Below are 20407 nucleotides of genomic sequence, written 5' to 3'. Positions count from 1 at the left end.
CTTTTAAAGGTTTCTGATCCAGATGTTCCGGTATGCTACTTTTGTCCCGTGATCTTGTAAAAAAAGAGGGAGGCGGCCATGTGGCTCATATTTAGGTAACCCAACATAAGGAGTATGCCCTTTCAGGACAAAGTTGTTTTGCACCAGAATGCCATTCAATACAACGGTGATCATTGCCGGAGATTCGAACTGGTCATTTGTCCCAAATCGAGGGGCCTTCCAGTAAATATCGTAAACCTGCCATTCTCCATTTTTAGTATAGGCATTTACTGCCGGTGCACTTTGTTTGTAGATACTTCCAACCATGCCATTTACATAGGTTTCGTTGTTGTCTCCGTCCAGTACCTGAACTTCATAACGACTTTGAAGCATGATACCACTATTGCCTCTGTTTTGACCATCGTAAGCTTCTGGATCGGGTGATCTGAACTCAATATGCAGTTGACAATCTCCAAAGAACTCCTTTGTGATGATACCTCCTTTGCCAGGCTCTACCTGGAGTGTTCCGTCGATTATCGACCACTCAACATCTCCTCCATTTTCTGATTTCCATTTTGACAAATCAGTTCCATCGAATAAAACAATTGCATCAGAAGGAGCGCTACCTTGCTTGCCTGGTTCAACTTTTGGCGGTACCGGATAATGCCATTCAGTACTCTCGGGCAGCCATTCATTTTCCTGTTGGGCATATGATTGAATTGACATGCAGAGCAGAAAAAACAAAGAGAAAAGAATTATTTGTTTCATAATATTATTTTTAATGTGAGGATAATGTTTTGATAGTAAGTGAGATATTGTGTTTTTAGTGTGGTGTGCCAATATCTTTTTATATAAGAAATTTTTGGTATTTGAATAAGTATTGTATCCGACGAATCTCCCGGATACAATACTTGACAAATGTTTATTGAATATTCTGTTGCAATAAAATTTGTTCAACAGAAGCTTTTCGATCCAATTTTACTTTAGAAATTTTTGACCATTGAATATGTGTAACCGGCTGGATCAAGAACTAATTTAATAGTGTAATTTCCGGCTTCGGAAACCTCAATATCGCTACCTCCTAGTTCGAGTGATCCATTGGCATCCGTATCTCCAAAGTTTACAGCCCAGCCATCGTTGGCTCGGAATTTTATTTTCCCGCTTGTAAGATCAGTTGTAATTTTCCAGGTGTAGGTTCCTTTGTACTCGTTGTCACTAAGAGGAAGGAGCGTCATATCGGAATCGGTATCCCAGCCACCTGAAGTAGCAGAACCAATCAGCCCCCAATCTGTTTTTTCAGTTTTTGTTGTCCCGTCCGAGAAATTGACGGTGACCCTGTAGAAACCGTCTTCGCTAACCTTGAGGTCTTTGGGGTTGTTCTGGGTAATTTTATCCGTAGTTCCTTCGGTTAAACCCCAGCCACCATTCCAGCTGCGGGTTGGTAAAAATTTGTATCCCCAACTATCAGTAGTTATATAAGAAAATACCTGGTACGTGTTTTCGCCTATGTAGGTAAAAGGAATTGCTTTGTCCATATTACCGTCGGCAACCGTTGAGCCTCCGATTAAATAAATTTCATCGGTAACTGTTACCATTTTCCCTTGCATATTCACATAAACAACATTTGCTGAATTGTCTCCGGTATAAACAAAATTACCATTGCTTCCTTTTTCGCAATTGCCGATATATGAAAGGTTCTCGGTTGCTGCAATTCCATTGTCCCAGCTACTAATTTTCGGGAAGAATTTAAACTCGGCGTTGTTCCTGTCATTTCTGAAATTAATTACACCGGCATTTACTTTTGGCGACAAGCCGTTTAATAAAATTGCCTGGTCGATCAACCATCCGCTGCTTCCTTCAATATCAGAAATGGCATCGCCAACAATATAGATTGGCAAAATCCAGTCGGTGGTTTCAAGACAAAAAACACTACTGGGGTATTCAACTGAAATACTGGCAGTAGAAGCACGAACAGTCCATTTAAAGGCACCCTTGCTGTATTCTTTTTTATCAAAGAGCTGATACCACTCTTCATGCGTTTTGGTAAGTTTATTATCGAGTCCTGAATTGTCGGACGGAATTGAGAATACAGGTTTAGAAAAGTCGCCGTCAACTTCATCTATCAATACCTGATATTTAACGTTCTCATTTGCATCAGTAGCATTTGACTTTCCCCATGTGAAGATATATTCCTCGGCAGCTTTATTGCCGTCGATTAGCATATAACTGTTGTTGGTTGGAAAGGTCAATTCACTTTTAGAGAGACCATTTGAACTTGTAGAAATCAGCACTGTGTGTTTAAACTGTGCCGCTACAATATTAGGAGAGCCATTATTGGCAGTTACTGTCCAGATTACTTTTGCATATGCACCGTTCGGCGTTATTGATGTCGCCAAATCATGTAACTCTTGATGTGTGAGCGATGCAATATTTGAACTTCCGTTTTTATTTGATTCTTTCGAAAATAAAGGATTGGAAAAATCACCATCAATTTTGTCAAACTGGATGGTGTAGATAACGTCACTTCCTAGCCCCGAAGTTGTTGCTTTCCAGTTGAAGTCAATCGACTCGTTTGGCGTTCCCAGGTTTACTGCAAGGGAATCGTTGGACGCAGGACTGATTAACTGGAAGTCTAGCATTTTTTCGCCATTGACACTAAAAAAGTCCAGGTCTTTTGCACACGAGACAAATAAAAATATGAATGCCACGAATGTATATCTATATAAATTTTTCATAAACAATAGTTTTTAAGAATGTATTTTTATTTACTATTCAAAAACAGAGAAACTCTTAGAGAAAGCATCACTATTGACAGTATCTCTAATTCCATTCGTTTCTATTATTCCTGAAAAAAAGGCCTCCAACACAACTACATCGTCAATTGATTTCCCAGAGGGGAAATCACCGAGTTTCTCAGCTAGAAAAGTACAGGAATACTCCTTGTTTCTTTCTTCAAAACACGGAATATTAGCCGCTTTTATCAGGACATTGTTGTTGTCATCCATCAATGTTATAGTCGCACTAATTTCTTTAGCACTTAACATTTTATAGTTGGTTGACAGATTCATGTTGTAGGATATTGTAATGACGTCGGTATTTGAAACGGAAGTGGGAAAAGTCCGGAACAACGCTTCTTCAAAAACCAGGGGAGTAAGGGTAAAATCTTCACCCGATGCCTGTGGGTCACCCGATTTGCTCCTAAGTAGAAAACCAAAGGCCCTAATTCCACCTGGATTTTCGGTAAAGCCAAATAAATCAGCTATGGTTGAGTATGTTACTTCACCTTCGTTGCGGGTAATGGTTACAGGCAGCTGTATCTTATAAGTATTTCCCTCAACGTAGGTCAGTTTGGCATTTTCCGAAACATTTCCCCAGTCAGCCGAGTTTCCGTTGTAACAAAGCTTCATTTCTGTCGGTCCCGATTTAATATCGTTACACCATGACCAGATGTACAGATCAGTAATCCCCTCAAGGGGGGTGCCAGTTACATCAAATAGCAGGGTAACATTTTCGGTCAATGCATCAACATCAGCAGGAATAGTTTTTAAGGTAGGTCTCTGTGAGTATGCGGTAAAAGACACATACAGTATTGTTATGATTATTACTATTTTCTTCATAGTGCTATTTTTTGCTTAAGTAATAGGTGTAACTTATCGTTTCCTTTTTTGTGTTAGCATCAACTTTCACAATTGTAAACTCAATCTTATCGTATATGATATTGGCAAAACTCCCAATAACAATTGTTTGGTTTTGAGAGCCATTACTTAATAATATCTTGCTGGGAACTTCATCGCTGTCAAACGACCAGTTTCCTTGTTCAATCATATCAATGAAAGAATTTCCTGTGACTGAAGTGAATGTCCCGTCAGAATTAAAACTGATAGAGAAATCAGTATAAGGATTATTTTCAAAAATATTTGTCAGGTCTTTTTCAGTAGCAAAAGCAGGATAAGCTTTGGCTTTGGCCTTTAAATCGGTTTGGACAAATTTTTCCAATTGCCATGTGCCAACCATTTGTTCTTTTCTGTTTGCTCTTTCTCCTATTTCAGGAATCTCATCAGCACATGAAACAATGAAAAGTAATATGGGTATATATATGATTAACTTTTTCATAAGTATCTTTTTATAGTCAATTTTCTGCATAATTATTATACGTCTCCTCTACTGAGGTTCTTCATTCAGTTCGAATAATTCATTTGCCTCTGATGCGGTAATCTGCAGTACCATTCCGGGATAATCCCAGGATACTCCTCTAACCAACAGATCTTTTTCGCCTCCAGAACCTCTTCTTTTGAGATCCTGAGTGCGGAATCCTTCACAAATCAGTTCAAGCCTTTTTTCATTTTGAATAGCAACGAGCAGATTCTCTGCAGATATATCTGAACTGACATTTTTGCTATCGTCCCCGAAAGCTCTTTCTCTAATGTCGTTAAGATCTTCAATCGCAATTGCTTTGTTAACACTTTGTTTCAGCAATGCCGATTCTGCCCGGATAAATTTTTGCTCGGTAATAAATGCCAGAGGAATATTCTTGAACGATTTGTTGTATTTGGTACACCCAATATACTCATTGTCCTGGTTGACATTGAAAACTTTGTACCACAGGTTGATCCTTTTATCCTGGGTGCTTGCTGAAATGACATTGTAAAACAGCTCGGGAGCGATCCTGATATTCGGAATATTAGTTTCATCAGCCTTGTATTCGTCAAAATAACCGCCTACACTTCTATTTCTTTCCGGAGTAGAAACCAGTTTAAAAAGGACTTCCGACGAAGGAGTGAAAACTTCTGAGCCAATTGTATCGTTTGCAGACAAAAAACGCTGATAATGTGAAGCATCGAGTTGTAATCCCGAATTGGCTACTACATCATTCGCCATCGTAAAAGCATTGTCGTAGTCGTGTTTTTGAAAATATAACTGAGACAGAAATGCTTTGGCTGCCCATTTTGTTGCCCGGGCAAAATTTGAATTGCTGGGAGGCAAGTCGCTCTCGGCAGTTTTCAAGTCACTTTCAATCTGATTGTAAACTTCCTCAACAGTATTTCGTGCCAATAATTCGATTTTAGTATTTGTTTTCAGAACAATTCCTTTGTGCGAATTATCAGCAGTATAATTGTATGGCTGTGAGTAAAGGCGGACCAGTGCAAAATGACATATTGCCCGGATAAAGAGGCATTCTGCTTTTAGCTCCTTCTTCGTATCATCTGACATCTGAATATTATCGATGTTTTCCAGAACAGTGTTTGCTCTCATAATACTGACATAAGAGTTTGTGTAGGTATCATGGTCGGTAAAATACACTGTAGAGAAGCGATTGTGAATGTTTACAAGATTACTGGTTACACCCGGTTTAAATGTTAAATCGTCGCCGAGTAAATCTCCTGAACGCTGGAAGGTTCCTCCATATACACCCGGCAGAGCATCGTAAGCCGAATTCAAGAGTTCTTTAATATTACTTTCTGTTTGTAAAGCGTCAGCAGCAAGAATTTCTTCACTGTTGCTTGGATCTATTTCAAGAAGACCTTCACAAGCTGTAAATAAGAGTCCAATAACAATGAGAAGGAATATGTATTTATTATTTTTCATGTTTGATCGTTTTAAAATGAAACATTAAGCCCAAGTGTGTATGTTTTTGCTTGAGGGACAGTTAGGTAAGTGGCGTTTGGACTCATGTTTCTATCCCTGGCATCGTTAAAATCTCTGGCTACTTCAGGATCAATCCCCGGAAAGTTTGTAAACGTTAGGAGGTTCGTTCCTGTGAGAGAGATTCTTGCAGAAGAAAGCTTGAATTTACTCAAGAACTTAGACGGAATATCATAAGCAAAACTTAAGTTCTTCAATCTTATATAAGAGGCATCATAAATCCACATACTTGTATTAAACCATTGCTCGGAAGCTCCCCAGTTGTTCCCGTCCAGGGTTAGTCTTGGGTATTTAGCATCGTCTCCCGGTTGCTGCCAACGGTCGAATCCATCGGTTCTGAAATTCCAGTTCGACATCAATGTCATTTGTCGTTTAGCAGCTGCATCATACAATTTTGCTCCATAACTAAATATGAACAGTGTACTTAATGAGAAACCTTTGTATTCGAATGTGTTTGTGATTCCGCCAGTAAAGTCAGGAATCAGTTTTCCAGCAGGCTTGGCATAACCATTTTCGCCGGCAAAAATGTAGGTTTTGGTCTCGTTCCCATCTCTGTCCAAATAGATGGGGCGTCCATCTTCCGGGTCAATTCTTGAGAATCGTACCATTCGCATTGTTCCGATCGGATAGCCTAACAAAATGCGGGTATCATTTGCGCCGCCGCCGATTTCCTCCGAAGTGAGCCCTCCCAAGTCAGTAACTTCGTTGTCAATTGTGGATATGTTGAATTTAGTTGTCCACTTAAAATCTTGTGCTGAGTGCCCTACAAAGTTTCTGGTGGTGATATTGAATTCCAATCCTTCGTTTCTGATTTTGGCAATATTTTTCCACTGATCGCGGAAACCAGTTGTTTGAGAAATACTGACATTAATAAAGACATCTTCTGAGTTTTTCAGGAAATATGCTACTTCTGCGGCCACTCTTCCTCCCCAAAATTGTGCCTCTGCAGCTAAGTCGAGGTTCTTTGTTATTTCCCATTTTAGATCAGGATTCGAATACCTGCTGGGATAACGAACGGGCATATCATTGTAATAAGAACTGTTGTTTGTCGGTGTGATGTAAGTACCCAAGTGTTCATAATTCGGGATATTTGAGTTCCCCGTGTATCCGTAGCTTGCTTTTAATTTCAGAAAGCTCAGTACATCTTCATTGATAATATTTTTTACAAATTCTTCTTCGCTTGCGATCCACCCGAACGCAAGAGTAGGGAAGGTTCCGAACTTGTTATTGGCACCAAAGCGAGATGACCCATCAAACCTTAACGATGTTTGTACGATATATCGATCTTTGTACTTGTAGTTTAGTCTTCCAAAGAAACTGAGGAAACGCCATTCCTGGGTACCGTAGTCAATTAAGTTTTTTGGGTTTGTGCTCTCCGGGTCATAATCATATTCATTTCTTTCGCCAGTGGTTTTTGAATATTGCATTTCATTTCCCAGCATAAAGACTATTTCATTTTCTCTTATGTTCGTGTTGTAGGTTCCAACTGCATTGTAGTTATAGTTGAAAATATTTGTCTTGGACTTCCATGCATAATCCCCATCAACACTTCTTAAGTATTTATCTTGAAATCCTTCGTTAAAGAACTTCAAGTAGTCAATAGCGCCACTAAACGTAAAACTTAGTTTTTTGATCGGAGCATAATTAATTGAAAGACTGTTTATTGTTCTTGTTTCATCATTAAATACATCCTGTAATTTACTTACCATTACAGGGTTTGCATCATTTCCCGCTCCTTTGAAATATGTGCCGTCTTCGTTTTTAATAGGATAAATTGGTAATGCGGTTCCCATTGCAGCACCCGTTCCACCCGACCAAGGGTCTCCGACCAGATCGGTTTTTGTATTAGCCAACATGGTTGATGCGGTAATTGTAAATTTAGGAGAAAGGGTGTAGTTCAGATTCAGTTTTCCGTTGTAGCGTTTGAACGCATTTCGTTTGATATACGATTCATTGTTATTATGCGAGCCGCTTATGTATGCTTTCAATTTTTCAGTAATTCCAAAGCTTGCGGATAAGTTATATTCCTGACTATACCCAGCATGTGTAATTTCCTTCCACCAATCTGTGTCATTTCGTTTTGCTTGTTCCCAAGTAAGGTTGCCAGGAAGATTTTGAGGTACTCCTGTATTTCCGTCATTTTCCCAGGCTTCCTGGTACAATTGCATCCAATCCTCAGTTCCTACTACATTTGGATCTTTTGCCGATGTACTCAAACTATGCTTGGTGCTGAAGTCAATCTTCAATTGTGAGTTCTTTGCTTTTTTAGTCGTGATAATAATAACTCCATTTGCCCCTCTTGAGCCATAAATCCCACATGCAGCGGCATCTTTTAATACTTCAATCGATTCTATATCGTTTGGATTAATCGACGCCAGGGGGTTCGGATTCATTCCCCAAGTGGTTGCATTCAATCCAAACATATCCTGAGAAATTGGGATGCCGTCAATAACGTACAGTGGATCGCCCGATGCATTGATCGAAGCTATTCCTCGAATCCTTACGACAGATCCGGAACCGGCCATTCCCGTACCTTGTGTTACATTAACTCCTGCTGCCTGTCCTTGCAGTGCCTGTTCAAAAGACACAATCTGTTTCCCTTCTATATCTTCAGAGCCAATCTTGGAGATTGAACCCACAATTTCTCTTTTATTTTGCACCCCGTAGCCAACAGCAACAACTTCTTCCAATCCTATTGCTTCTTCTTTTAGAATCACATTGAAAACAGTTTTATTTCCGATCTCTAACTCCTGTGTTTTCATCCCAACAAAAGAAAACTTTAGCATTTTTGCATCATTGGGGACGGCGAGGCTAAATTGTCCGTCCATGTTAGTTACCGTTCCGATGGTTGATCCGACAACTACAACAGTAACACCGGGCAACGTATGACCATTTGAATCGGTTACTTTTCCTGAAACCGTCTTTTGCGGTGGTGGAGCTTGATCTAGTTCTTTTGGTTTTGCATCTTCCGGTAAGGATTTTTTTTGGAAAATAACTATCTGTCGATCAATAACTTTAAAGTCAAGGTCTGTCCCTTCCATTGCTTGGGTTAGAATACTTTCAACAAAGGCTTCATTGGCAGTTATATCAACCCTTAGGTTTCTGTCTACCTGGCTGTTTTTGTAGAAAATATTAAACTCACTATTATCTTGAATTTCCTCAAAAAGTTGCTCTAAGGAAATATTTCTTAAATGAAAGGTAAACTTCGTACTTTGTGAATAAGTTGAGCTCGCGAAAACGTTGCTTACCCCTAATAGTATGAGAAAAACTGTTACCCTCATAACTTTAAAAAAATGTATACCCATTAATCGTTTAAGAAAAACAAGGTATCCCGTTTTACTTTTTTTCATAAATTTGTTTGATTTTTTATTTAATAAATATCGCTTTGGGGCGATGTTAATTAATGTTTAGGCTTGCAGATGGTACCAACATCTGCAAGCTTTTTTAATAAGCTTATTTGGTTTTTTACATAGGCAAAATTAGTTTTGGTTAATAATTAGTTTTTGGTTTTCATATCTAACTAAAAAAGGTGTAGTTTGCGCAATAACATTTAAAACTTCTTCTGGGGTATTTTTTAGATTCAGGTTTCCTGAAAATTCCTCTTTTTTCAGATTCTCACTTTGTAAGATTATTTCGACATTATAATACCTCTCCAGCTTTCTTATAATATTTGACAAGGGTTCATCTTTGAAAATAAAATAGCCATCTCTCCACGACATATAACTTGTGGCATCTACTTGTAGTTGATGAAATGTTTTTTCAACCGAATTGAAAACAGCCATGGTACCGGGAAGGACCGTCAATTTTTCTTTGGTGAAGAAGTTACTTTCAGCAGAAGTAATTTCTATCTTACCTTTTTCCAGAACTGTACTGGACACTTTTTCGTCAGGATAGGCGCTAACATTAAATACAGTGCCCAAAACTTTGATCTCAAAATCTTTTGTAATGACCAGGAAAGGGTGGTGCTCTGAATGAGTAACTTCGAAAACAGCTTCCCCTTCAACATAAACCTCCCTTTTCTTTTTAATATTAGCGGGATACACCAACTTCGATCCGGAGTTTAACCAAACTTTGGAACCATCGGATAAAGTAATCTGTGTTCGTTTTCCGTATGGAACAACCAGTGTATTAAAAACCTGTTCTTCTGCTACAACTTGTTGAGAAATAGTTTGGGCTGAATCTATTAGAATGTTTTCTCCTTTTTTGTCATAAGCAATTTTAGACTCTTTTTGAGATATTAAAACCTTGCGCCCATCCTTTAAAACTAAGTTTGTAACATTGTCCTGTTTTACATTATTTAAAGTCTGCGCAAATTCAGTGACTTCCGGTGTTCTGCTTAATTTATCCTGGAAAAGCCAAACTGATACAGCTATTAAGAGAAAAGAGGCTGCAATGGCCCACCTTATGGTTGAATATCTGTTTTTTTGACGAGTTCTCTGAACTGATAATTGTATCTTTCTTCTGACTTGTTCTTTTTCTTTGTCCCGCGAAGTTGCTTTTGGGGGAGATAAGTAAGAGTAGATAATGCGTGCTATTTGTATTTCTTGCTCTTCAGTTTTTTCTGTTCTATCCGTTAATGAGTTTATGGAAAAATTCTCATCAGATAAAATATCGTGTGCTCTTATTTTATTCTTTTTATTCATTATGTGCAATCTCTATATAGAGAAAGGACAAACAATGCAAGACATAGACAAAAAAAATGAGTTTTTTTATTTTGGGTGTGTAAGTGGTTGCTTTTCAGGGGATATTAGATTGTTTGCTGTGAGCAGGAGAAACAACATGGATACTGAAATACCTTTCTTTTTGAGTGCTTTCCTAAGATCCTTCAAGGCACGGTAAATATTGGTGCGGGCTGACTCAACAGAAATATCCAGAATATCTGCAATCTCCTTGTACGAAAAGTTTTGTTCAAACTTAAGAGAGAGGCCTTCGCGTTGTCTGTCTGACAAATCTTTCATGGCCTCAAACAGAATTTTGTGATTTGCATCTTTGGTCTCGGAGGCTATGATAGCATCTTCATAAGCCATTACCGTTACATCATTCTGCATTAATAATTTATCTTCAGCAGAGATTGTAACATTTTTACTTTGCTCTTTATAAATAAGTCTCCTTAAAGAACGAAATAAATAAAACTGGATACTATCGGTTTCAGCAAGATGGGTTCTGTACTTATACAAATCCAAAAAAAGATCATGAATACAGTCTTTTATTAGGTCATTATTCTTCGAGAAATGTATTCCATAATTATAAAGAGTATCGAAATATTGATCATAAATTAAAAAAAAAGCCTTGTCATCTCCATCAATAAACCTTTTCCAAAGAAAATAGTCCTTGTTCTTCCCTCCTTCACTATTTAACGTAATTTTATTACACATTAAACTGAATTTGTAAATAATGATACAATTTATTCCTAAATGGACAAAATACTATTCAAATATAGTTTCTTTGATTTCTTAGATTGAGAGTCTCTTGATAAAAAGAAGGTGGGGTAGATTAATTTGTTTATATCGATTACGTTTAGTGGATGAAAATTAATAACCATCCAAACTAATATGAGTTTTTATATGCCTAACTGAGTTTGTGTGCGAGTCATGTTGTTTTATCAATGTCAGAAGGTTACTTCTGTTTAGTCAATGAGCTTTAAGCTTTGTTTGCAAACTATCCGAGACTTGGTTTTAGATAAGTGGTTCATTGATTTGGGAAATTTTTTTTGCGCTTAGGCTGGGGCAATTGAAAAATAGCGACTGAGAGTAAACATCTTTTTCTCAATCGAATTTTTTTATTCAAAATTACCATAGTTTAAAAGCAAAAAATAGAGGGACGTAATTATTTGGTTGAATCTCATTTGGTTGTCCTAGCTGCAGAGAAAGGAGTCCAACATGAAATCTCTCCTTCGTATTTTAACGCGATTTCTTATAACTTTGAGCATTCGCTGGTTTCTTTTTTGGAAGATGAAGAAAACGAATATGGCCTTTTAGTAAATATTGTATGCAAGTGCGATTAGACGATGGAAATAAATGGGATCGCTTCAGGCAAGGAGACAACTCTTGTTTTGCAGATATATATTCGGAGATTGCTCCCCGCTTGTATTGGTATGGTCTGAAATTTACCTCAAATCAAAATATAATTGAAGATGTAATTCAGGATTTATTTTCTGACCTGTTCAGTAAAAGAAAAACACTTGGACCAACAGATAATATTCTATTTTATTTGATGTGTTCATTTAAACGCAAATTATTCCGGTTATTAAAAAAAGAGGATAAAACAAGTACTGATCCCCTTTCTGACGACTACAGCTTTCAGGTTAATTATTCTATTGAACAGGAAATAATAAAGGAGGAAGTAGTCAAAGAACAAACTCGTTTACTCGCTCAAGCATTAAAGAAATTACCTTCAAGACAGAAGGAGTCAATTTATTTAAAGTATCACGAAGGGCTTGGTTATGAGGAGATAGCAGAACTAATGGACATTAGTGTCGAATCGTGTCGAAACCTAATATCAAAAGCAATCAAAGCACTCCGTCAATCCATCCATCAACCGTCTCAGTTGATTGCTCTACTGATTTTCATCCGTCAATGAGAGTGCACAGGCATTTTCTCTCTTTTTATTCTTAGGCAAAACAAAATAGTTAAAATAAACGATGATGTTTCACTTGTGGATGTCTTTGTATCTATAAAAGCGACATAAGAAAATGAAACCAAATCAATACATTCATTATACAACCGATGATTTCATTCTTGATCCGCTGTTTTCAAGATGGGTGATTACACCTAATAAGGATTTGGATCGTTTTTGGGATATTTATTTGCAAGAACACCCGGAACAAGAGGAAATGATAAGGGAGGCAATTCTAATTATTCACTCAATGCGAGCGCAAAATGAACCGCTTCCAGAAAAAAAACTCGAACTGATCTTCATCCAAATTTTAAAAAAGAAAAAAACAGGAAAAAGGATCATTCTTCGATATGTTCAATATGCAGCAGCTGTCCTTTTACTAATTGTTTCTGGCACCTTTCTATATCTGCAAAAAACGAATACTATTTATTTCCCTCAAGACCTCCAAGTTGAGGCCAGTGGAGACAAAGGACGGTTGATAACAGCCAATGGAATTACTCATGAATTTGAAACCACCAATACACAAATTATCCAAGCTGCCTCCGACAAACTCACGATCAACAGCGATACCATCATAAGCCCCAAAAAAGAAGTAAAAAAGAAAGAACAGGCGTTGAATCAAATCATCATCCCTTACGGAAAACGTTCAGAAATTACTTTAGCGGACGGGACTCATATTTGGCTCAATTCTGGTAGTCAGCTCTCTTATCCCCCTGAATTTAGCTCCAGCTCGCGTGAAGTATTTTTAAGTGGCGAAGCACTTTTTGAGGTAGCTCCAAATGCAGCAAAGCCATTTTATGTGATTACTCGTGATATAAAAATCCGGGTATTAGGAACACGTTTTAATGTTTCAGCCTATAATGAAGACATTTCGATGGAAACCGTTTTGTTAAACGGGAAAGTGAGTGTTTCGAGAAACAAATCCTTTGCTGAAAATATTGAGATGGTTCCCGGAGAAAGAGTCCGCTACCAAAAACATGACGAAACTTTAAGTAAAGATCAGGTAAATACCGATATATATGCTTCATGGATTAGTGGTTACTTGATATTCGAAAACAAGCCTACCACCGAAGTTTTTAAAAAGTTGGAACGCTATTACAACCAAACAATTATCGCAGACAAAGAATTGGAACAAATTACATTTTCAGGAAAGCTTGACCTTAAAGATGAGTTAGCCGCTGTGCTCGAAAATATATCTTTTGCTTCTTCGGTTTCTGTAACTGAAAACGAAGGTCATTTCATTATAAAACAATAAGCCTATGAGATAAAAAACTAACGGAATCTATTTTGAAAAAATAAAAACCGGGAGATGCGACCAAACAGTTCCCGGTTCCATTTTAGTTAACTGACCCTAGGGTCATTGTGTAAACATAAACAGTCAAATTTATGAAAAAAAAATTAAATGAAGGGGGCCTTTTCAGAGGTCTTCGAAAAACCTTTTTAGTTATGAGGCTTACTCTGCTTCTACTCATTTTTAACTCGGCTCTTGCCTTTAGCATTCCCAGTTACTCGCAAAGTGCAAGGCTTTCTTTAAAGCTAAAACAAGCAACAGTAAAAGAAATTCTGGAAAACATTGAATCTCAATCTGAATTTATTTTCTTTTACCAGGATCAGCAACTAGATACCAGGCGAAAGGTGGATATAAATGTATCGGATAAAAAGATTGAAGAGATACTCGACCTTTTGTTCAAGGGAACTAACAATGCTTACATTGTCCGCGACCGACAAATCACAATAGGGAAGGCAGCCTCAACGCCAGAAAAGACTCCCTCTGTACTTCCAACAGAAGCCACTGAAGGGAAAACTATCAGAGGAAGAATTACCGATGACAAAGGATTGCCCCTTCCCGGCGCTACTATTACAATAGTAGGGACAACGCGAGGAGTAATGACCGATGTGGATGGCTCATTTCAAATTGAAGTTGTTCCCGGAAATAAGTTACTCTTTTCGTTTATCGGAATGACCAATAAGATAGTAGAGTACACCGGACAAAGCGAAATCAACGTCACGTTGGTCGAAGAATCGCAGGAGTTAGAAGACATTGTTGTTGTTGCTTTTGGAAAGCAGCGTAAAGAAAGTGTTATCGGAGCTATCACTTCGGCAGTAGTTTCCGATTTGAGTATGCCTGTAGGGAAAATTAGTACCAGTTTAGCGGGGCAGCTGGCAGGTATTGTCGCTGTGCAACGATCAGGCGAACCAGGCTCCGGAGCCGATTTTTGGATTCGTGGAGTAAGTACCTTCGGTGCTAATAACCGCCCGTTGGTACTGATTGACGGCGTTGAGCGTTCGCTGGACCTGATTGAAGTTGAGGACATTGAAACTTTCTCAATTCTAAAAGATGCAACAGCTACTGCTGTATATGGAGTTCGGGGAGCAAACGGTGTTGTTTTGGTCACTACACGAAAAGGGAAAACAGGAAAGCCACTTATCAATGTAAAAGCAGAAACAGGCTTACTTTCGCCCACCCGTATGCCTCAGATGGCCAATGCCGAGCAATTCATCGATTTATACAATGAAGTACACAGAGAAGCATACAAGGGAAGGAATTTCTATTCAGAAGAAGCCAAACAAAAATACCTGGATGGTTCAGACCCTGATTTATACCCGAATGTTAACTGGCTTGACGAAATTTATAAAAATGCAACAACCAGTCACCGTTTAAATGCGAGTGTTTCCGGGGGAGGTAATATTGCCAACTTTTATGTATCCGGGTCAGTATACCGCGAAAACGGGATCTTCGACGCTATTGAAAGCGAAGAGTACAATCCTTCGTTGAACTGGACCAAATATTCTTTTCGGTCTAATATTGATATAAAACTGCATCGGAACACTATTCTGAATATCAATTTGGCCAATCAGTATGAAGTGAAAAACAGGCCAAACACCACAAGTCTTTGGTTGTATTCTTTCCAAACAGTACCGATTGCCATTCCTAAAATGTATTCTGACGGGAGTTTAGCAAAGCCTGATATTGGTCAGAACCCTTATAACTTGCTGAATAATACTGGCTATGTTCAGATATTCAACAACAATGCACAATCGCTGGTTGGAATTACTCAGGATTTTTCGGAGCTGATCACGCCAGGATTGAAAGCGAATATCAAGTATTCGTGGGATGCTTATAATTCAGCCAGTATCATTAGGAAGAAAAGTCCTACTACCTATTATGCCATTGACCGCGACGCTGAAGGAGGCCTTGTTCTTAAAAGGACAACCGACGGTGGAGATTATATGACCTTTGAACGAGGGAATGCAGGCTCACGTACCACCTACCTGGAAGCATCAGTTACCTACGATCAGGTATTTAATGATGATCACCGGGTAGGAGGCTTGTTTTTATTCAACCAACGGGAACATATCGACAATTTCCCGAGCAAGTATGTGTATTCTCTCCCATATCGAAATATGGGGATTGCAGGCCGTGTGACCTATGCATACCGTGACAAATATTTTGCTGAAGGAAACTTTGGGTACAATGGTTCCGAGAACTTTTCTCCTGGTAAACAATATGGTTTCTTTCCTTCAGTTGCATTGGGGTATATGCTTAGCAGTGAGAGCTTTTTTCAGCCATTGACGAACGTCATTAGTACTCTGAAGCTGAAAGGTTCGTACGGAACCATCGGGAACGATAAAATTGGAGGAGGCCGCCGATTTGCTTATAATCCAGAGATGCAGGATTATAGTTCCTATACTTTTGGTGAAATGGGACAGACTTGGATTAGGGGGCTCGCTACAGGTTATCCTGGGAACCCTCATGTGTCTTGGGAAAAAGCCAAAAAGTTGAATATTGGGGTTGAAGTAGGTTTACTAAATAAACTTGATGTTCAGGTAGATTATTTTCACGAATTGCGCGAAGGTATTTTCATCGAAAGGGAAAGCGTTCCATCTATTGTGGGAATTAATGTTGATCCTTACGTTAATCTTGGAAGAATGAAAAACAGAGGGGTCGATGCATCCATGGAGTACCGCGAACAAATAGGGGATTTGAATATTTCTGCTCGTGCGAATTTTACTTTCAACCGGAACGAAAAATTGTATGATGACAAACCAACTCCCATAATGGCTTATAAAAGTGAGGTAGGTAAGCCTTTGTATCAGCAGTTTGGACTTGTAGCATTAGGTTATTTCGAGTCTGAAGAGGATATCGCCAATAGTCCAATTCAGCAATACGGGCCTGTTCGTCCGGGTGATTTAAAATACCGCGATATCAATGGAGATATGGTAATCAACGCATCTGATATGGTTCCCATTGGCAGAACAAGTATTCCTGAAATCAATTATGGATTTGGATTTAGCATGGGGTATAAAGGATTTGATCTCTCGTTATTTTTCCAGGGAGTAGGAAATACAACCATGTTTATAGGAGGTACTGCGATCAATGGTTTTGAAAACTCAAATCTATTCTTGTCGGGTGTTTATGCCGATGTTGCTGAAAACCGATGGAGACCCGAAGACCCAGATCCTAAGGCCAAATATCCCCGCATGTCTATTTACACCAATGAGAATAACCGACAACGATCAACTGCCAAACAAATCGAGAATAGCTTCCTGCGTCTAAAAAATGCAGAATTCGGATATACTATTCCCAAAACGATTTCGGACAAAGTTGGTTTTTCTTCGGTCCGTATTTATGCACAAGGAGTCAACCTGTTAACAATGAGTAGCTTCAGCCTTTGGGATCCCGAAATAACTGATCAGCAGGGAGCTGTCTACCCAAATATGAAGACTTTAAATTTTGGAGTTAACTTAAATTTCTAAAAGCCGAAGTAATGATTAAAAATACATTCTTATACATTTTGTGTTTTGTCGGAGTAATCGTATTTCCCTCGTGTGAAGAATATCTTACTCCCAGTTTGAATGACCAAATGACTCTTGAGGAAGCATTTGACAAGCGTATTACAACCGAACGCTACCTGTCTCAGGTATATTCATTTCTTCCCAAGGACTACGAAGCCAAAGAGAGTACAACTCCCCGGTCAGATGAAGCATATTATTCATGGATTGCCTGGGCACCTTATCTAGGGCACAACGATGGTTCTTGGAACCCGTCAACTAATCTGTACCACACTTGGTCTTATAACTACAAAGGCATCCATCAGGCCTCCATTTTTATCGAGAACGTTGATAAATGTCTGGAACTATCTGCGGAAGAGCGTCTAAACATGAAGGCAGAAGCTCGGTTTATTCGAGCGTATCTTTATTTTATGATGGTTGAGCAATATGGCCCGGTATATATATGGGGAGATAGAGTTCCTGATTTGAATATAAAGAATGAAGAAATTGACAGGCATTCATTGGAGTTCTGTTTCGAATTTATTAACAGTGAACTGGAAAAAGCAGCAAATGATTTGCCTCTCAGAATTCAAGACCCGGCATGGTATGGACGAGCCACCAAAGGAGCGGCATTGGCAACGCGAGCACGGATGTTGTTGTATGCAGCTCGCCCCCTTTTCAATGGCTGTGACTTATACAAAGGCATGCAAAACTATTATGGCGATTTTCTTTTCCCTCAAGCGCCAGATCCGGTAAAGTGGGAAAAAGCGGCCAAAGCAGCCAAAGACGTAATCGATCTGGGAATTTATAAACTATATGAAAATACAACCGAGAATGATCCTCTTCAAAGAGGGATAAAGTCATACATGGGCATTTACTTTGAGAAATGGAATGACGAATTAATCTTTGCGAAATGGGAGTCTGACGGATGGTTGTGGAATGTTCGTTGTAACCCTCCATTGGTTGTAAAGCATGGTTATGGCGGCTATGCTCCGTCAATGAAACTGGTTGATACTTATCCGATGGCAGAGACTGGTCGTTTTCCAGTTGCTGGTTATCAGTTAAATGGTACTCCAAACATAGATCCGTTGTCAGGATATTCTGACGAAGGATTCGTCGATTCATATGTACACCCAATTGATAAATTTACAATAAAAGCACATCAGAGTTGTGTTGGACGTGATGCTCGATTTTACGCATCAGTTCTTTTCAATGGAATGTATTGGATCAACACTTTCCAGGGGAAAAAACTGGTTACTTTTTATACCGGGGGAACTTCGACCTATAATAATAAATCGGGCGACTTCAGTAAGGTCGGATATCTGTGGAGAAGAATGACTGACCCAAGAAACGATATGGATAACAATAAATGGGGAAGCTTTAGTTGGCCATATATTAGGTTGGCGGAAGTATATCTTAATTATGCCGAGGCTTGCAACGAAAAGCCAACTCGCGATGAAACCAGCGCTTTAAATTACCTGAATAAAGTTCGCAACCGTAGCGGTCTGAACAATATCGAAGAAGCATATCCTGAAGTAAAAGGAAATCAAGGTTTACTTCGTGAATTAATCCGCAAAGAACGTCTGGTGGAAATGGCCTTTGAAAATCTTCGTTATTATGATATCCGTACCTGGATGATTGCCGATAAAGAAAGTAATGGGCCACGTTACGGAAGAAACTTGCTTGCGACCAATTACGAAGACTCATGGGAACGTACCGACCAAATTTGTTTGCCTTTAGTATTTCAGCCCAAACACTATCTGTTTCCGATTCATCAGTCGCAATTAGACGAGATGAAAAACATTACTCAAAATTATGGTTGGTAATTTGAAAAAAATAAAAACAATGGAAATGAGAAGAATATCAATAAAATTCCTGTTTATCTTTTTGCTCGCTTCTACTATGTTTTCGTGCGAAGATAACCGTATGAATGACATCGCAGAAGACAAAATCTATCTGATTAAATCTGGATTGCAGGATGCCCAAATTTTTAATTTTGGAACATATCAATATGAGCTTGCAGTATGTAAATCAGGGATCGGAAGCCAGGAGGCTAATTTAAAACTATCCATAAATAGCGAGCTTCTTGCGTCATACAACGCAGAAAATAATTCGCAATATGAAATCTTGCCTGAAAATTGTTTTACTCTTGAAACCAACGAGTTGAATATTTCGGACAAAGAGGCTTCAGGCAAATTCAGCATTCTTTTTAATACGACAGAGATAACGAAACTTTCATCGCAGGGAAAGAGTTTTGCATTACCTCTTAGTGTCGTGTCAGTCAATAAAATTGAAGTTTTACCGGAAAACGCAGATGTAGTTTTAATCCCTGTTTTGTCTGAACCTTACATTGCGTTTGCCGAACCAGGGCTTTCTGCATCCCCGCTTGCAATTTCCCTTAATGATCCCGAGAGTTTTAATGTGCCTGTAACCATTCAAACCAACTATAAATCCAAAACAAAGCTGGATTTTAAAATTGAAGTTGATACTCAGGAATTAGCGAAATACAACGAAGCAAACAACGCAAATTATTTGCTTCTACCTGAAAATGCATATGAGCTTTTTCCTGGTGAATATTCGTTGAGTGCCGGGCAGAAATCAAAGGACCTAAATGTTTCGATAATCAGGAAGAACTTACTAAATAAGCCCGATCTGTATTTATTCGGAGAATACATTCTTCCTTTGCGGATAACTGAAGTTTCAGAAAATAGCATTGACCCTCAGGCTGAAACTTTGTTGCTCCATATTAGCTGCTCTGCTTATAAATTGTCAAGATCAATATGGGAAGTAATTGATTGGAATTCTTGTATCTGTGAAGAAGCTAAATATGTTGATCTCAATCGGACTCCGGATAAATTACTTGACGATGATGTGGCTACTTTTTGGGGATCAAAATGGGACAGTCCGAAACCCATGCCTTATTATTTTTTGATCGACATGAAAGATACCAAGAATGTAACAAAAATTGGGTTAAGGAAACCTGATAACATTTATCGCGGAAACCAGAAAAAAGGATATTTTGAAATCAGCAACGATTTGAATACCTGGACGAAAATAGGAGATTGGGAAATTACCTCCAACGGAACACGCTCCCATGTTTTTGAGGTAACTCCTTCGCAAGGCCGGTATCTTCGATTTGTGCTTACAGAGGCTTTTACTTATGTGAATAATACAATTGGACCAAACAGTGGGGCTCAGATGGACTTGTCTGAACTCTATGTATGGGGGGTTGATTAATCTGCCGAAAATGTACTGATATATGCTCCTGTACTGCTTGAAAACGAGCAGATAACGGGAGCATATTTGGGAATTTGATAAAGAACCAACTAAAAAACAACATTATAAACCAATAAAAGAAAAGTATGGTAAACAGAAGAACGTTTATCAGCCGCTCGGC

Annotated in this window: 13 protein-coding genes; 5 read left to right on the top strand and 8 right to left on the bottom strand. The window is 38.7% G+C overall.

Annotated elements, in window-relative coordinates:
- Positions 1 to 3: 3 nt before the first annotated feature.
- The 8 genes from D1614_RS21905 to D1614_RS21870 form a co-directional block, all read right to left on the bottom strand.
- Positions 4 to 747, bottom strand: coding sequence for a 3-keto-disaccharide hydrolase (locus D1614_RS21905; protein WP_119440140.1), 744 nt, complete (start codon positions 745 to 747; stop codon positions 4 to 6).
- Positions 748 to 962: 215 nt separating this feature from the next.
- A complete protein-coding gene (locus D1614_RS21900) occupies positions 963 to 2714 on the bottom strand; it encodes a SusE domain-containing protein (RefSeq protein WP_119440139.1) in 1752 nt (583 codons plus the stop codon).
- A 33-nt stretch (positions 2715 to 2747) separates the two neighbouring features.
- On the bottom strand, positions 2748 to 3596 hold the full coding sequence (locus D1614_RS21895) for a hypothetical protein (protein ID WP_119440138.1): 849 nt from the start codon (positions 3594 to 3596) through the stop codon (positions 2748 to 2750).
- 4 nt (positions 3597 to 3600) lie between these two features.
- Positions 3601 to 4092: a DUF5004 domain-containing protein gene (locus D1614_RS21890; protein ID WP_162304603.1), complete on the bottom strand. Its 492-nt coding sequence runs from the start codon at positions 4090 to 4092 to the stop codon at positions 3601 to 3603.
- A gap of 48 nt (positions 4093 to 4140) precedes the next feature.
- Entirely contained in the window at positions 4141 to 5565 is a 1425-nt protein-coding gene (locus D1614_RS21885) for a RagB/SusD family nutrient uptake outer membrane protein (protein ID WP_119440136.1), read from the bottom strand.
- An 11-nt stretch (positions 5566 to 5576) separates the two neighbouring features.
- Positions 5577 to 8972: a TonB-dependent receptor gene (locus tag D1614_RS21880; RefSeq protein ID WP_119440135.1), complete on the bottom strand. Its 3396-nt coding sequence runs from the start codon at positions 8970 to 8972 to the stop codon at positions 5577 to 5579.
- A gap of 129 nt (positions 8973 to 9101) precedes the next feature.
- The gene (locus D1614_RS21875) at positions 9102 to 10265 is read right to left on the bottom strand and encodes a FecR family protein (RefSeq protein ID WP_119440134.1); all 1164 of its coding nucleotides are present in this window, start codon (positions 10263 to 10265) and stop codon (positions 9102 to 9104) included.
- A 66-nt stretch (positions 10266 to 10331) separates the two neighbouring features.
- Positions 10332 to 10997, bottom strand: coding sequence for an RNA polymerase sigma factor (locus D1614_RS21870; RefSeq protein WP_119440133.1), 666 nt, complete (start codon positions 10995 to 10997; stop codon positions 10332 to 10334).
- A 613-nt stretch (positions 10998 to 11610) separates the two neighbouring features.
- Between D1614_RS21870 and D1614_RS21865 the strand changes: the two genes are divergently transcribed.
- The 5 genes from D1614_RS21865 to D1614_RS21845 all read left to right on the top strand — a co-directional run bounded on the left by D1614_RS21865 (position 11611) and on the right by D1614_RS21845 (position 20247).
- Positions 11611 to 12201 carry an RNA polymerase sigma factor gene (locus tag D1614_RS21865; protein ID WP_119440132.1) on the top strand — a complete coding sequence of 197 codons (591 nt, stop codon included), beginning with the start codon at positions 11611 to 11613 and terminating at the stop codon, positions 12199 to 12201.
- Between the two features lie 112 nt (positions 12202 to 12313).
- Complete coding sequence (locus D1614_RS21860) at positions 12314 to 13492, top strand: FecR family protein (protein WP_119440131.1); 1179 nt, start codon at positions 12314 to 12316, stop codon at positions 13490 to 13492.
- Positions 13493 to 13623: 131 nt separating this feature from the next.
- Complete coding sequence (locus D1614_RS21855; RefSeq protein ID WP_206610118.1) at positions 13624 to 16995, top strand: TonB-dependent receptor; 3372 nt, start codon at positions 13624 to 13626, stop codon at positions 16993 to 16995.
- An 11-nt stretch (positions 16996 to 17006) separates the two neighbouring features.
- Complete coding sequence (locus D1614_RS21850) at positions 17007 to 18836, top strand: RagB/SusD family nutrient uptake outer membrane protein (protein WP_119440130.1); 1830 nt, start codon at positions 17007 to 17009, stop codon at positions 18834 to 18836.
- Between the two features lie 19 nt (positions 18837 to 18855).
- On the top strand, positions 18856 to 20247 hold the full coding sequence (locus D1614_RS21845) for a BT_3987 domain-containing protein (RefSeq protein ID WP_162304602.1): 1392 nt from the start codon (positions 18856 to 18858) through the stop codon (positions 20245 to 20247).
- Positions 20248 to 20407: the final 160 nt, after the last annotated feature.

Origin of the sequence: Maribellus luteus (assembly GCF_003576475.1) — a bacterium.
Lineage (GTDB): Bacteria > Bacteroidota > Bacteroidia > Bacteroidales > Prolixibacteraceae > Draconibacterium > Draconibacterium luteum.
Note: the sequence above shows the minus strand (reverse complement) of the source record. Positions and strands in the feature narration are given on the sequence as shown.